13 protein-coding genes are annotated in these 13,402 nt (G+C 66.8%); 3 read left to right on the forward strand and 10 right to left on the reverse strand.

Annotation, left to right across the window (positions count from 1 at the left end; genetic code table 11):
* Window positions 1-117: 117 nt before the first annotated feature.
* Window positions 118-1,056 carry a CobD/CbiB family protein gene (locus EYW47_RS09795; protein ID WP_133194649.1) on the forward strand — a complete coding sequence of 313 codons (939 nt, stop codon included), beginning with the start codon at window positions 118-120 and terminating at the stop codon, window positions 1,054-1,056.
* A gap of 91 nt (window positions 1,057-1,147) precedes the next feature.
* Here EYW47_RS09795 and EYW47_RS09800 read toward each other — a convergent pair whose 3' ends face one another.
* Genes EYW47_RS09800 through EYW47_RS09810 form a run of 3 tightly spaced genes read right to left on the reverse strand, consistent with a single transcriptional unit; the run spans window position 1,148 to window position 3,730 of the window.
* Window positions 1,148-1,471, reverse strand: a complete 324-nt coding sequence (locus tag EYW47_RS09800) for a putative signal transducing protein (RefSeq protein ID WP_133194650.1) — start codon at window positions 1,469-1,471, stop codon at window positions 1,148-1,150.
* A 16-nt stretch (window positions 1,472-1,487) separates the two neighbouring features.
* On the reverse strand, window positions 1,488-2,450 hold the full coding sequence (rsgA, locus tag EYW47_RS09805; protein WP_133194651.1) for a ribosome small subunit-dependent GTPase A: 963 nt from the start codon (window positions 2,448-2,450) through the stop codon (window positions 1,488-1,490).
* Window positions 2,447-3,730 carry a M48 family metallopeptidase gene (locus EYW47_RS09810; protein ID WP_133194652.1) on the reverse strand — a complete coding sequence of 428 codons (1,284 nt, stop codon included), beginning with the start codon at window positions 3,728-3,730 and terminating at the stop codon, window positions 2,447-2,449. Before EYW47_RS09810 ends, rsgA begins: the two co-directional genes overlap by 4 nt.
* 181 nt (window positions 3,731-3,911) lie before the next feature.
* Between EYW47_RS09810 and orn the strand changes: the two genes are divergently transcribed.
* Window positions 3,912-4,553 carry an oligoribonuclease gene (gene orn, locus EYW47_RS09815; RefSeq protein ID WP_133194653.1) on the forward strand — a complete coding sequence of 214 codons (642 nt, stop codon included), beginning with the start codon at window positions 3,912-3,914 and terminating at the stop codon, window positions 4,551-4,553.
* A 131-nt stretch (window positions 4,554-4,684) separates the two neighbouring features.
* Here the strand turns inward: orn and mog are convergent, their stop codons facing one another.
* Both mog and yjgA read right to left on the reverse strand, forming a co-directional pair.
* On the reverse strand, window positions 4,685-5,308 hold the full coding sequence (gene mog / locus EYW47_RS09820) for a molybdopterin adenylyltransferase (protein WP_133194654.1): 624 nt from the start codon (window positions 5,306-5,308) through the stop codon (window positions 4,685-4,687).
* Complete coding sequence (yjgA, locus tag EYW47_RS09825) at window positions 5,295-5,921, reverse strand: ribosome biogenesis factor YjgA (RefSeq protein ID WP_133194655.1); 627 nt, start codon at window positions 5,919-5,921, stop codon at window positions 5,295-5,297. The genes mog and yjgA overlap by 14 nt, the downstream gene beginning before the upstream one ends.
* Window positions 5,922-6,224: 303 nt before the next feature.
* Here yjgA and pmbA point away from each other — a divergent pair, with 303 nt between their 5' ends.
* Window positions 6,225-7,595, forward strand: coding sequence for a metalloprotease PmbA (pmbA, locus tag EYW47_RS09830; protein ID WP_133194656.1), 1,371 nt, complete (start codon window positions 6,225-6,227; stop codon window positions 7,593-7,595).
* Between the two features lie 112 nt (window positions 7,596-7,707).
* Here pmbA and EYW47_RS09835 read toward each other — a convergent pair whose 3' ends face one another.
* From EYW47_RS09835 to EYW47_RS09855, 5 genes are all read right to left on the reverse strand, one after another.
* Entirely contained in the window at window positions 7,708-8,205 is a 498-nt protein-coding gene (locus tag EYW47_RS09835; protein ID WP_133194657.1) for a dihydrofolate reductase, read from the reverse strand.
* Window positions 8,206-8,338: 133 nt separating this feature from the next.
* Window positions 8,339-9,724 (reverse strand): sigma-54 dependent transcriptional regulator, encoded by a 1,386-nt coding sequence (locus EYW47_RS09840; RefSeq protein WP_133194771.1) that lies wholly within the window; start codon window positions 9,722-9,724, stop codon window positions 8,339-8,341.
* A 203-nt stretch (window positions 9,725-9,927) separates the two neighbouring features.
* Window positions 9,928-11,406: a hypothetical protein gene (locus tag EYW47_RS09845; protein WP_133194772.1), complete on the reverse strand. Its 1,479-nt coding sequence runs from the start codon at window positions 11,404-11,406 to the stop codon at window positions 9,928-9,930.
* A gap of 199 nt (window positions 11,407-11,605) precedes the next feature.
* Window positions 11,606-12,631, reverse strand: a complete 1,026-nt coding sequence (locus tag EYW47_RS09850; RefSeq protein WP_133194658.1) for a peptidase C39 — start codon at window positions 12,629-12,631, stop codon at window positions 11,606-11,608.
* Window positions 12,632-12,645: 14 nt separating this feature from the next.
* Window positions 12,646-13,332, reverse strand: a complete 687-nt coding sequence (locus tag EYW47_RS09855; protein ID WP_133194773.1) for a C39 family peptidase — start codon at window positions 13,330-13,332, stop codon at window positions 12,646-12,648.
* Between the last annotated feature and the right edge of the window lie 70 nt (window positions 13,333-13,402).

A 13,402-nucleotide genomic window follows, 5' to 3' on the forward strand; every position in this document is an offset into this window, starting at 1 on the left:
CTGTTGTGTCTTTGCCGCCACATGCTCAGGCACATCTGGCCCTGTGATATCGTTGCAACAATTTCTGAAAACCCCCGAAATCCCTTTAGCAACCCGACTCACTGCACGGCGCGTGGCATGACTTTCTTCTCCGTATTGCTGGCTCTCGTCATCGAACAGGTGCGGGCGCTTTCGCCCAATAATCCGGTGATGGCGCTCTTGCGCCTCAATGCGGACTGGGCCGCGCATGGCTTCGACGCGGGCAAGCAAAAGCACGGTCTCATCGCCTGGCTCGTGGTCGTGGTGCCCTGGACGGTGGCCACCGCGCTCGTCTACTACGTGCTCTATCACATCAGCTTCGTGCTGGCGTTCCTGTGGAACGTGGTGGTGGTGTACTTCACGCTGGGCTTCCGGCAGTTCAGCCACTATTTCACCGATATCCACCTCGCGCTGAACAACGACGACGTGCCGCGCGCGCGCGAGATCCTCACCGAGTGGACCGGCATCGACGCCGTGGACATGCCCGTGAGCGAGATCGTGCGCCATACGCTCATCCACGCCGTGGTGGCCTCGCACCGGCACGTGTTCGGCGTGTTCTTCTGGTTTCTCGTGCCGATCGGGCCGGCGGGCGCGGTGCTGTACCGCATCGCCGAATATCTGGCGCGCGCATGGTCGCGTCCCGCCGACGACCGCACCGAAGCCTTCTCGAACTTCGCGCAGCAGGTGTTCTTCGTGCTCGACTGGGTGCCGGCGCGGCTCACGTCGCTGGGCTTTGCGATCGTCGGCAATTTCGAGGACGCGATCTACGCGTGGCGCAACCACACGAACCAATGGCCCGACACCAACGAAGGCGTGCTGCTCGCGACCGGCAGCGGCGCGCTCGGCGCGCGCCTCTCGGGGCCGCTCGCAGAGCAGTCGAGCGTCGACGTGCTCGCCCAGCCCGGCGAAGGCGATCCGTACACGGTCGGCGACGACTGCACGCCGCGCACGCTGCAATCGGCCGTGGGCCTCGTTTGGCGCGCGGTGATCCTGTGGATGATCCTGCTGCTCATGTTGACCATTGCCCTCTGGGTCTGAGCGACCCGGCGTCTAGCGCAAAAGACAACGGCCCGCCTCTCACGAGCGGGCCGTTGTCATTTCCAGATGCGGCAGGGCGGGCGGAAGGCTTTCAGTCGTCGCGCGGATCGCGCTCGCGGCCGCACTGCCAGCACACCGTGAACTGCGCCTCCAGCGTCTCGCCGCACTGCGGGCAGCGCCACGACGGCGCGCCCGGCGGCGGCCCGTTCGTGGCGTCGGCAATCAGCTTGCGCGCGAGCGTCTCGTCGCGCTCGTCGACGAGCCAGATCTCCGGCGCGCATTGATCGGCGGGAATCTCGCCCATCGCCCCGCTCAGGTAGCGGTTGTGCAGCTCGCACGGCACGCCGGCCGCCGCGAGGATGTTCATCCAGTGCTGGGCGATGACGACATTGGGCGCGCGTGCGAGCTTGAGCATGGCGACGGCTGGCGCGTCAGCGCACGACCTGGCTGATCTCGTGCACGAGCTGCGCATAGAGCGCATGGCGTTCCGGCTCGACGCGGCCGTCCTCGACGGCTTCGAGCACCGCGCAGCCCGGCTCGTGCAGATGATGGCAGTTGTAGAAGCGGCAATGCGCGAGCAGCGGCCGGAACTCCGGGAACGCGCGCTCGAGCGTGCCTTCGGTGAGGTGATAGAGCCCGAACTCCTGGAAGCCCGGAGAGTCGATCAGCGCGCCGCCTGAGTGATCCCCATCCGGGAGTTTGTAGAGGCGCGTGAACGTCGTCGTGTGGCGGCCGCTGTTCAGCGCCGTGGAGATCTCGCGCGTGGCGGCTTCGGCGTCGGGGATCAGCAGGTTCACGAGCGTCGACTTGCCCATGCCCGATTGCCCGAGCAGGATGGTCTGGTGGCCACGCAGATGTTCGGTGAGAATCGCGCGCGCCTCCTCGGGGTGCTTCTTCTCCGACACTTCCAGCACCGTATAGCCGAGCTCGCGATAGCGCTCGAGCCGCTCGCGCGCGAGCGGCAGCGCGGCTTCCAGGTCGATCTTGTTGAGCAGGATGATCGGCTTCAGATCGTTGGCCTCGGCGGCCACGAGCGCGCGCCCGAGCAGGTCCTCGCTGAAGTGCGGCTCGGTGGCGAGCACGATCAGGAGCTGGTCGAGATTGGCCGCGAAGAGCTTGGACTTGAACTGATCCGAGCGATAGAGCAGGTTGCGCCGCTCGCCGATCGCGACGATCACGCCCTGGTCCGCCGAGGTCGATTGATATTCGACGCGGTCGCCTACCGCGACTTCGCTCTTCTTGCCGCGCGGAAAGCACTGCAGCGGCGCGCCGCCTGCGTCCGGCGCGACCAGATAGTGGCGCCCGTGCGCCGCGATCACGACGCCGTGCAGCGTCGCCGCCCCCGTGCCCGCTTGTGCTGCGCCGCCGGCGGCTTTCGTTGCGCGCCGGTTCATGCGTGCGAGAGCAGTCGGTCGATCCGCTGCGAAGCCGGCGGATGCGAGTAGTAAAACGCGGTGTAGAGCGGGTCGGGCGTGAGCGTCGACGCGTTGTCCTCATACAGCTTGACGAGCGCGTTCACGAGGTTTTGCGCGTCGGTCTGCGTGGCGGCGAAGGCGTCGGCTTCGAACTCGTGCTTGCGCGAGCTCAGGCTGGACAGCGGCGTGACGAAAAACAGGAACACCGGCACGGCGAGGAAGAACAGCACGAGCGCGAGCCCTTCGTTGCCGCCGAGCAGCGACGGCCGCACGCCGAGTCCCTCGTAGAACCAGACGCGCTGGGTGAGCCAGCCGAGCACGCCGAGCAGCACGAGGCTGATCGCGAACGTGACCACCATGCGCTTGATCACGTGGCGGCGCTTGAAGTGGCCGAGCTCGTGCGCGAGCACGGCCTCGATCTCGCTGCCCGAGAGGCGAGCGAGCAGGGTGTCGAAGAAGACGATGCGCTTGGCCGCGCCGAAGCCCGTGAAATAGGCGTTGCCATGCGCGGAGCGGCGGCTGCCGTCCATGACGAACAGGCCCTTGGCCGCGAAGCCGCAACGCTGCATGAGCGCTTCGATGCGCGAGCGCAGCGCCTCGTCCCGCAGCGGCTCGAACTTGTTGAAGAGCGGCGCGATGAAAGTGGGGTAGAGCACCAGCACCAGCATCTGGAACGCGACCCAGACCACCCAGGTCCAGAGCCACCAGAGGCTGCCCGCCTGCTTCATGAGCCAGAGCACGACGAAGAGCAGCGGAATGCCGAACAGCGCGCCGACCAGGAGCCCCTTGATGCGGTCGGCGAAGAAGATGCGCCGCGACATGCGGTTAAAGCCGAAGCGCTCCTCGATCACGAACTGGCGATAGTAGTCGAGCGGCAACTCGACGATGCCGCTCACCGCGAGCACGGCCGCGACCAGGGCGATCTGGCCGACGTAGTCGCGTCCGATCAGATCCGAAATGCCGAGGTCGAGCGCCTGCACGCCGCCGAGCAGCGTGAGCGCGATCAGCACGACGGCGGAGAGCACGATCTCGATCATGCCAAGACGCGTGCGCGCGACGGTGTAGTCGGCGGCGCGCTGGTGCGCCGTCAACGGGATGGTGGCCGCGAACTGGGGCGGCACCGCGCTGCGGTGCGCAGCCACGAAGCGGACCTGGCGCGAGGCGAGCCAGAGCTTGGTCGCGACCATGGCCAGCACGGCGATCACGAAAATGACGCTGAAAGCCAGCGCGGGGGACAACGCAGTTGATGAGGTCGGCATCCGGGGAGTCCGTGGTATCTATGCGACAATTATATGTTCTCGGCGGCCCGGCCATGGCATCCCCGCTTTTGGCGTGCGGGCCGCGCGAGCATCATGCGTGCGCGCCGCATGCGCGGGTGCGCTGATGGTGCATTCAGGCGGTGTCCGGACGCCGCACTTCAACCGTTTCAGGCTGCCCCACATGACTGATATCACTTCTGCCGACCCGGCGGGCCAGGCGACTCCGGCGATGGAGCGCACCGACATGAACCTGATCTGGCTCGACATGGAGATGACGGGGCTCGATCCCGACAACGACCGGATCATCGAGATCGCCGTGGTGGTGACGAACTCGACGCTCGAGAAGATCGTGGAGGGCCCCGTGCTGGCGATCCATCAGCCGGAGGCCGTGCTCGACCGCATGGACGAATGGAACCGCAACACGCACGGCCGCTCGGGCCTGACCGAGCGCGTGCGCGCCTCCACCGTGACCGAGGAAAGCGCGACCGAGCAGATTCTCGCGTTCCTCTCGCAGTACGTGCCGCCGGGCAAGTCGCCGATGTGCGGCAACTCGATCTGCCAGGACCGCCGCTTCATGGCGCGCTGGATGCCCACGCTCGAGCGCTTCTTCCACTACCGCAATCTGGACGTGAGCACGCTCAAGGAGCTGTGCCGCCGCTGGCAGCCTGCCATCTACAAGGGGTTCCAGAAGCGTGCGATGCATACGGCGCTTGCCGACATCCACGAGTCCATCGACGAGCTCAAGTACTACCGCGAGCATTTCCTGATTCCGGCGGCGGGCACGGCGGACGCCGCAGCCGAGGCGGGCGGCGCCGCGAAGTAAGCACGGCAAGAGCGCCATCGGGCTCGGCGAATGGCGCGGAGGCTTTTTGCGCCGCACCATTCGCGGCAGCTCGTGGGTTGGCTGATTCAGGCCGATTCAGGCCGATCCGCGACGAAGTCGCGAGCCAGCTGTTACGCGCGCGGCGCTCGCTGCGCGTTCTTGGGCCGGAACGCCGCGACGATGTTCGGATCGGTTTCGATATACGGGCCGCCGATCAGGTCGATGCAATACGGCACCGCCGCGAAGATGCCCGGCACTTTCACCGTGCCGTGCTCGTCGCGCAAGCCTTCCAGCGTTTCCTTGATCGACTTCGGCTGACCCGGCAGGTTGATGATGAGTGCCGCGTGGTCGTCCGTCTCGCGGATCACGGCTACCTGGCGCGAAAGAATCGCCGTCGGCACGAAATTCAGGCTGATCTGGCGCATTTGCTCGCCAAAGCCCGGCATTTCCTTCGTGGCGACCGCGAGCGTCGCCTCGGGCGTCACGTCGCGGCGCGCGGGGCCGGTGCCGCCCGTCGTCAGCACGAGGTCGCAGCCGAGCCCGTCCACCAGCGCCGTGAGCGTGGCCGAAATAGTGGCCGCGTCGTCGTGGATCAGGCGCGTTTCGGCCCGCCATGGCGACTTGAGCGCGTTGCCGAGCCATTCCATCAGCGAGGGAATGCCCTTGTCCTCGTAGACGCCGCTCGTGGCCCGGTCGCTGACCGAGACGAGGCCGATCACCAGTTCGTCAGGATGGCTACGCTCAGGCTTCGTCATCTTCGCCGTCCTCGTCGGTATCTGCGTGCGGGCGCTGGTTCGCCGCCTCCAGCGGATCGTCGGCGCCCTGGCGGCTCATGTCCTTGATCCACTGGAACAGCTCGCGGAAGTACTTCGGCGGGCGGCCTTGCTGCTGCTCGCGGCGCGCGTTGCGGATCAGCGTGCGGCCTTCCTGCGGATCGGCCGCCGGATGCGCGTGGATGAAGGCGGTGAGCGCGGCGTCGTCGGCGAGCAGCTTTTCGCGCGTGCGCTCGATCCAGTGCAGGCGCGCCGTGGCGGCCTTGTTCACGCCGCGGTGCTCGTCGAGGGCGGTGCGCAGCGCGGCGACCTCGTCCTCGCGCAGGCCGCGCATCATGCGGCCGACGTACTGGAGCTGGCGGCGCTTGCCTTCGTGGTCGGTGATGCGGCGTGCCTCGTGGACGGCGTCGGCGAGGTCTTCCGTCATGGGCATGCGCTTGAGCGCGTCTTTGGGCAGCTCGACGAGCGCAATGCCCAGCTCCTGGAGCGCGGTCATTTCGCGCTTGAGCTGCGATTTGCTCGGGCGATCGTAACCGTTGTCGTCCTGGTCGGCGGCAACGTCGTTCATGGGTTGAATGCGGGTTTTGCGTTTCATGACGCGTATTGTAGCGTGCGCGCGCGCTCCGTTCGGGCTGTGCGGGCTCGCCGTGCAGGGCCGCTGCGCGTGAGTTCCGGGCTTGCGCGGCCCGCGCGCGGGGTGGCAGGTGCGATGGCGTGATTGCGAGCGGCTGGCGGGCGCAGGCGGGAGGCGCCTGCCCAGCGACGTCAATGCGCCTGCGGTGCGCGTTCGCATACCTTGCTATGATCGCGGAACGCGCCTTTTAGCGAGGCGCATGATCCGATACACCCGATACACGACAAGCGGGCCGCACCGGCCCGAAACCGGACCGTAACGACAATGGCTGCAGACATCGAAGCCCGGCAACGTTTTTTCCCGCACACCCAGGACGAGCTGAAGGAGATCGCGTCGGACATTCTCCGTCACGCGAAGGCGCTCGGCGCGAGCGACGCCGCGACGGAAATCTCCGAAGGCGATGGCCTGTCGGTTTCCGTGCGGCGCGGCGAAGTCGAGACGATCGAGCACAACCGCGACAAGTCGGTCGGCGTGACCGTCTACCTCGGCAACAAGCGCGGCAATGCGAGCACCTCGGATTTTTCCGCGCAGGCGCTCAAGGACACCGTGGCGGCTGCCTACAACATCGCGCGCTTCACCGCGGACGACGACTGCGCCGGTCTCGCCGACCCCGAATTGCTGGAAACCGCGCCGCGCGACCTCGACCTCTATCACCCGTGGAGCCTTACGGCCGACGAGGCCGTCGAGATCGCGCGCCGCGCCGAGGACGCCGCATTCGCGACCGACCGCCGCGTGACCAACTCGGAAGGCGCGAGCGTCTCGGCGCAGCATTCGCAGTTCGTGCTCGCCACCTCGGGCGGCTTCATGCACGGCTACCCCTATTCGCGCCACTACATCGCGTGCGCACCCATTGCAGGCACGGGCCGCAGCATGCAGCGCGATGACTGGTACACCTCGCGGCGCAGCGCGAGCGAGCTCGCAACGCCTGAGTCGGTCGGCCGCTATGCCGCCGAGCGTGCTCTCTCTCGCCTGAATGCGCGCGGGCTCGACACGCGCAAGGTGCCGGTGCTGTTCGAGGCGCCGGTCGCGGCGGGCCTGCTCGGCGCGTTCGTGCAGGCCACGAGCGGCGGCGCGCTCTATCGCAAGACCTCGTTTCTCGTCGACAGTCTCGGCAAGCCGGTGTTCGCGCCGCATATCCAGGTCGTCGAGGACCCGCACGTGGCGCGCGCCGCGGGCAGCGCGCCCTTCGACGAGGAAGGCGTGCGCACGCAACGGCGCGAAGTCGTGAAGGACGGTGTGGTGCAGGGCTATTTCCTGTCGTCGTATTCGGCGCGCAAGCTCGGCATGCAGACGACCGGCAACGCGGGCGGCTCGCATAACCTGCGGCTGCAAAGCTCGCTCACGAACCCCGAAGACGACTTCGAGGCCATGCTCAGGAAGCTCGGCACGGGCCTCTTGCTCACGGAGCTGATGGGGCAGGGCGTGAACATGGTGACGGGCGACTATTCGCGCGGCGCCTCGGGCTTCTGGGTCGAGAACGGCAAGATTCAGTATCCGGTCGAGGAGATCACGGTGGCGTCCACGCTGCAGGAGATGTTCCGCCACATCGTCGCGGTGGGCGCGGATACGCTCGCGCGCGGTACGCGCCAGACCGGCTCGGTGCTGGTCGAGCGCATGACGGTGGCGGGGCAGTAAGCGCCCGCGGCGCGTTTTGCGCGCCCGCGTTCTCACCCATCAACGCACAAACGGCACGCCAAGGCGTGCCGTTTCTGTTTTCACGTACCGATGCGCGCGCGTTTTTCGGCGCTCAATCGCGCCGCTCGTACGTCACGAACGCGAAGTCGAAGTTGTTGGGCGCATTCGCGTGCAGCGTTTCGCGCGCCGTCTCGCGCCAGTGCGCTGGATCGGGCGCGGGGAAGGTGGCATCGCCCTCGAAATCCGTGGCGATCTCCGTGACGATCAGCTTGTGCGCGAGCGCGATGCCTTGCGCGTAGAGCTGCGCGCCGCCGATCAGGAACGCCTCGGGCGCCTGATCCTGTGCCGCGAGCGCGAGCGCGGCTTCGAGGCTCGTGACCGTGTCGCAGCCGGGAAAGCGCTTCGTGGCGTCGCGCGTGACGACGATGTTGCGGCGGCCGGGCAGCGCGCGGCCGATCGATTCATGCGTCTTGCGGCCCATCACGATGGGCGCGCCCATGGTGGTGCGCTTGAAGAAGGCAAGGTCCTCGGGCAGCCGCCAGGGCAGCTCGTTGTCGCGGCCGATCACGCCGTTGCGGGCGCGAGCGACGATCAGGGTGAGCGTCGTCATCGAGAAATGGGAAGTGCGTTGGAATGGAAAAAGCCCGTCGCACCGATTCTACCCGACGCTCTCGCTGCCACCCCCTTGCCGCCGACGGCAGCGCTGCTGCGCGAGCGCGCGGCAGCGCCCCGGCCCCGCAGCGTCAAGCTTGTGGCTCGGGCGGCAGGTCCGGTTGATTCTCCGCTTCGCCGCCGAAGATCGTCTTCTCGTCGCGCAGCCCGTGCGTGCCCATGAGCCGGTACAGCGTCACGCGCGAGATGCCGAGGTCGGTGGCCGCTTCGGTCAGGCGATGGCGATGGCGCAGCAGCGCGGCCTCGATCGCGCGTTTTTCCGCGGCCTCGCGCGCCTGGGCGAGCGTCACGGTCTGCTGCTCGGTGAACTGATCGAGATCGAGATCCTCGGCCGAGATCAGCTTGCTTTCGGCCATCACGATCGCGCGCCGCACACGGTTGATGAGCTCGCGCACGTTGCCGGGCCAGTTGTAGTTGTACATGGCCTCGATCGCATCGGGCGTGAAGCCGCGGATCCTGCGCGCGCTGTCCTGCTTGAACTTGCGCAGCACATGGTGCGCGAGAATTTCGATGTCCTTGCCACGCGCGCGCAGCGGCGGCTCGTCCACGCGCAGCACGCACAGGCGGTGAAACAGGTCCGCCCTGAAGCGTCCGTCGCGCATGGCGGCTTCGAGGTCGACGTGGGTGGCCGCAATGATGCGCACGTCCACGGGAATCTGCTCGTGGCCACCGAGGCGCTCGATCTTGCCCTCCTGAAGAAAGCGCAACAGGCTCGCCTGGCTTTCCATCGGCAGGTCGCCGATTTCATCGAGAAAGAGCGTGCCGCCGTTGGCCGCTTCCACGCGTCCGATCTTGCGCTGGTTCGCGCCCGTGAACGCGCCGCGCTCGTAGCCGAACAATTCGGATTGCAGAAGATGATGCGGGATCGCGCCGCAGTTGATCGGCACGAACGGCGCCTTGCGGCGCGGCGAGCGCTCGTGGATCGCGAGCGCGGTAAGCTCCTTGCCGGTGCCCGACTCACCCGAGATGAACACGCTCGCGTCCGTGTTCGCCACCTTGCGGATGGTGCGAAAGAGCTGCTGCATCGCCTCGCAGGTGCCCACCATTTCGTCTTCGTCCTGACTCGCGGCGGCTGCTGCTGGCGCATCGTCGAGGTCGCACAGCGTGACCATGCCGAACGCGTGGCCCACGAGGTAGTCGAGCGTTGCATGCGCGACCGGCAGATGCACATAGTCGAAGCAGTATTGGCGGATCAGGCGCCGCACTTCGGGGTCGGTGAGACGCTTGGCGTCGGTGAGTGCGATCCAGCCCACCTGCTGCAGCCGCAGCACCGCCTCGAGGCCGGCCAGGTCGCGCGCCGCGAACCCGGTCAGGTCGACGATGCCCGCGCACGTCGGCTCGGCTTTGGCGAGGCGCGTCGCTTCGTGCGCGCTCTTGGCCGTCGCGACTTCCCAGCCGCGGCTGCGCAGATACGCGCCGAGCTGAGTGTCCGGCACGCGCGCGACGTACAGCAGCATGCGGTCGATATCGGCAATCGGTCTGCCATCGGGCTCGCGGGCCGCGGCGTCGAACCCGAGCGGCCCGGTGCTTGCCGCTTCGTCCGCCGCTGTGGCGTGGCGGGGCGGCGCTCCTGCCGGGGCGAGCCGCTGGCCCGCCCCGGCCAAAGGTGTCACGGTGGCGCCCAGATGTGAGGAATCGCGCACGATCGACCTCGTTTTCATCAGAAGGTGTAGGGGAACCGCACGCCGACGACGAAGTTCGGCGCGTCGGGCGTGAGGCCCACCGACACCGCACCGTTGATCGTCAGGTGCTTGTTGACCACGTGATTCAGGCCGAAGTTGAGCACCGAGGCCGTGGTCTCGCTGCCCGGCACGCCAGTCCAGCTGCCGCCGGGCACCTTGGTTTTCGACTGCGGCTCGATCGCCATCGTATAGGAGATGCTGGCCGAGTCCTTGTCGGAGAAGGCGAGCGCGACGCCGCCGCCGAACTGCACGATGTCGCCGAGCTTGACGTCGGCGGGCTCGGTCTGCCCGACGACCGACGAGATGTCGGCGAACGAGCGCGAGATGTTGTAGGTGTACGAGAGGCTGCCGAACAGCACGACCGGGTCGTAGGTCTTCAGCACCGACAGGCCCGCCGTGACGTTCCAGAAGCCCGTGCCGGTGGGCAGCTTGCTCGGCGCGACGAGGTTGGTGTTGTCGGGCGTGAGCTGTTGCAACTTGATGCCGAACGGCGAGGTGCCGGTGGGCGTCTTCACGCGCAAGCTGCCGACCACGTCGGGCAGGTTGTTGGTCTCCTTCAGGAACTGATAGTAGATCCCGAAGTTCACGTCGCCGATCGCGTTGGAGTTGACGGACGCATCGGAGAGCGAGTTCGCCGAGCCGCCCGCGCCGCCCACGATGAAGCTGCTGTGGCGGTAGATGTAGGGCACGTCGACGTCGATGCTCATGCGGTCGGTGAGGCCGTACCGCGTGTCGAGGTCGGCCATGATCTGGTGAGACTTCGTCTCGCCCAGATTGATGTTGCCGAGGAAGATCGCGTCCAGCGCGAGGAAGCCCGAGAGCTGTAGCTGACGGCGGTCGTAGTAGGTGTCGCTGATGCCCCAGTCCAGCGTGAGCTTGTGGTCGAAGAGCGGCGCATGCTCGCGCTGCACGACCGCTTCCTCCGCCTGGGTGCGGGTGGGCTCGGCGTTCTTTTGCGTCTCGCCCACGGTCGGGCTGCCGTTCGGGTTGACGCCGACGGGCGCGCCTTGCTGCGGCCCGCTTGCGGCCGAGGAGCCGGTGGCGCCATTGGTTGTGCCACTGTCGGGCGACGGCGGGTTCACCGGCACGCCCGTGGCGGTGCCGGTGAGCGAGCCTGGCGCGGTGGCGCCAGGCAGCGCCTGCGCGAGCGGCGGCAGCGGCACGGGCAGGCCGTCCGCGCCGGGTTGCTCGGCGACGCTCGTGGCGGAGGCGGCGTCCGGCGTAGCGGCGCCCGGCATGCCGCGCCCGCGTTGCGCCATTTCGAGATTCGTGACCTGGCGCTCGAGAGACTGGATCTGCCGTTGCTGCTCATCGACCACACGCATGAGCGTGTTGAGCCGGTCTTCGACAGACTGGCTTTGCAGCGCCTGCGCATTGGCGGTTTGCGCGAGCGTGAAGAGCAGGACTGCTGCTGGAATGGCGGCCAGCGTCAAGCGCGGCACCGCCGTTTTGTACATTGTGGTCATTCTTTTCCCCCGGATCGAACACGGGCATACGACAGAACCTTCTGGTTCCGCGCCCCGCACCGTCGATACGCTTGTTTGATGCTTCACGCGATCTGCTAGCCCGCGTGTAGTGCTTTCTGTGATCTCTCCTCGTTTTGGCCGTCGTTGGCGGTGGGCGGCAGATAGTTGATGAAATGGGCGGCGCTTTTTGTTAGCGGGTGTTGCGTAGAGCCTGTAATACGCCGGCCTGACGAATCATTTGTGCGCTTAGTTGCTGCGTCTGCAGACTGAGCTGTAGCTGATTGGCGACGTGCTGGTTGTTGCCAGCGATCTGGAGCAACTGGGCGATGGCGCCCGCCTGCTGCGTGCTGCTCGGCAAGATGTTCTGTGTCGCCATTCCGGCGGGCGTCTGCAGCGTGACGTTGACGCCGTTGTTGCCGAACGCGATGCCGGCCTTGATGGTGCCCGCCGCGTTCGATGCCGATGCGCTCGGCTGATTGGTGCCCGCCGCGTTCGATGCCGATGCGCTCGGCTGATTGGCGCCCGCCGCGGTCGATGCTGATGCGCTCGGCTGATTGGCGCCCGCCGCATTCGATGCCGATGCGCTCGGCTGATTGGCGCCCGCCGCGGTCGATGCCGATGCGCTTGGCTGATTGGCGCCCGCCATGCTGGCGAGCTGCGCGGCGCTGTTATTGGTGCCGGTACTGGCCGAATTGCTGTAGTCGATGGTCGCGGCGTTGGAGCCGACATTGTTGTTGCCGGCGACCTGCGTGATCTGCGATACGCCGTTGACCAACACGTTCTGGCCGCCAGAAGCCGACGTCTTCGGGGTGGCGCCGCTATTGGCCGCGTTCGTGCCGCCCGGTACCGGGTCGGTGACGTGGGCGGTGGTTTGCACACTGGCGCTCAACTGGTTGACCGCGTTCTGCGCGACCGTGAGCGCGCCTTGCGCTATGGCGCTCGCGCCGTTGGGCAACTGCCATTGCGACAGCACGTTGAGCACGAAGCCGGAGATCATGTCGCTGCCGGCATACTTGCCGGTCTGATGCGCGAGCACGTCGTCGCCCACGGGCTCGCAGCGCACGGGCTGCGCTTCGGGGCCGCCCACCGAGAGGAACGCGGGCACGGCAGCCTGGGTATCGGCAAGGCTCTCGGCGGCGCACGCACTGCTTGAGCAAGCGCAGGCGAGCGCGTAGAGCGCTGCCGCAATGCCACACTGTGAGAGGTTGCGGTTCATGACTCGTCAGGACTTCAGAACATCACGGCCTTATCGAGGCCGTATTCGAAGAAGGGAGTCGGGGCCGAGCCGTTGAGCAGGGCGTTCTCGCGCAGCTTCAGAGCGAGCGACTCGTTGTTCTGCAACAGCGGAGAGTCCTCCAGAAACGGTTTGCCGAGCACAGCGAAGACGAGTCCGTTCCATGTCTTCGCGAAGTCGTCCTCGGCGACGATACGGTTGCCGAGCGCGGGGTCCGCGATGAAGACGCGGCCGTTCTCGGCATGCTTGACGATCACGAAGTGCTCGTACCCATCGATGTTCATGAGCACGAGCACGGGAATTTGCAGGTGATAAAGCGCGTCGGTGTTGACGCGAAAGCCCCGGCCGCGCAGGCCGATCGTTTCGACGAACTTCTTCATGTCGAGCATGGAGAAGCCGTTTTTCACGACCACTTCGGGCGTGGAGAACACCATCATGCGGCGGATCAGCTCCGGTTCCGGGATGTCGATGCCATAGCCGTACTTCAGCAGCGTCGCGAGCGCCGCAGCGCCGCAGCTATAGTCGTATTGCTGGGTGACGACGCTGTTGTAGCGAATGTCGCGCATCGAGTGGAGCGGCAACTTGATCGGCACGCCGACCAGGTGGGTCGCATCGATGCTCGACTGCGCACGGCAAGGCACCCACGCCGCGGCGGCGGCGAGCGCCAGCGCGACAGCACACATCCTTGACGCCGGGGACGATGCGGACCCGGGCATGGTGGTCTCCTGCTTGTGGTTTGCGCGCCGGCTGCTG

Source organism: Paraburkholderia silviterrae (assembly GCF_004353915.1).
Taxonomy (GTDB): Bacteria; Pseudomonadota; Gammaproteobacteria; order Burkholderiales; family Burkholderiaceae; genus Paraburkholderia; species Paraburkholderia silviterrae.

Coding starts and splice junctions, on each gene's coding strand:
- EYW47_RS09855 (WP_133194773.1), bottom strand. CDS start 13,332: ATGTGTGCTGTCGCGCTGGCGCTCGCCGCCGCCGCGGCGTGGGTGCCT.
- EYW47_RS09835 (WP_133194657.1), bottom strand. CDS start 8,205: ATGACGACGCTCACCCTGATCGTCGCTCGCGCCCGCAACGGCGTGATC.
- EYW47_RS09840 (WP_133194771.1), bottom strand. CDS start 9,724: ATGCTGCTGTACGTCGCGCGCGTGCCGGACACTCAGCTCGGCGCGTAT.
- EYW47_RS09850 (WP_133194658.1), bottom strand. CDS start 12,631: ATGAACCGCAACCTCTCACAGTGTGGCATTGCGGCAGCGCTCTACGCG.
- EYW47_RS09845 (WP_133194772.1), bottom strand. CDS start 11,406: ATGTACAAAACGGCGGTGCCGCGCTTGACGCTGGCCGCCATTCCAGCA.
- EYW47_RS09810 (WP_133194652.1), bottom strand. CDS start 3,730: ATGCCGACCTCATCAACTGCGTTGTCCCCCGCGCTGGCTTTCAGCGTC.
- pmbA (WP_133194656.1), top strand. CDS start 6,225: ATGGCTGCAGACATCGAAGCCCGGCAACGTTTTTTCCCGCACACCCAG.
- orn (WP_133194653.1), top strand. CDS start 3,912: ATGACTGATATCACTTCTGCCGACCCGGCGGGCCAGGCGACTCCGGCG.
- EYW47_RS09800 (WP_133194650.1), bottom strand. CDS start 1,471: ATGCTCAAGCTCGCACGCGCGCCCAATGTCGTCATCGCCCAGCACTGG.
- rsgA (WP_133194651.1), bottom strand. CDS start 2,450: ATGAACCGGCGCGCAACGAAAGCCGCCGGCGGCGCAGCACAAGCGGGC.
- EYW47_RS09795 (WP_133194649.1), top strand. CDS start 118: ATGACTTTCTTCTCCGTATTGCTGGCTCTCGTCATCGAACAGGTGCGG.
- mog (WP_133194654.1), bottom strand. CDS start 5,308: ATGACGAAGCCTGAGCGTAGCCATCCTGACGAACTGGTGATCGGCCTC.
- yjgA (WP_133194655.1), bottom strand. CDS start 5,921: ATGAAACGCAAAACCCGCATTCAACCCATGAACGACGTTGCCGCCGAC.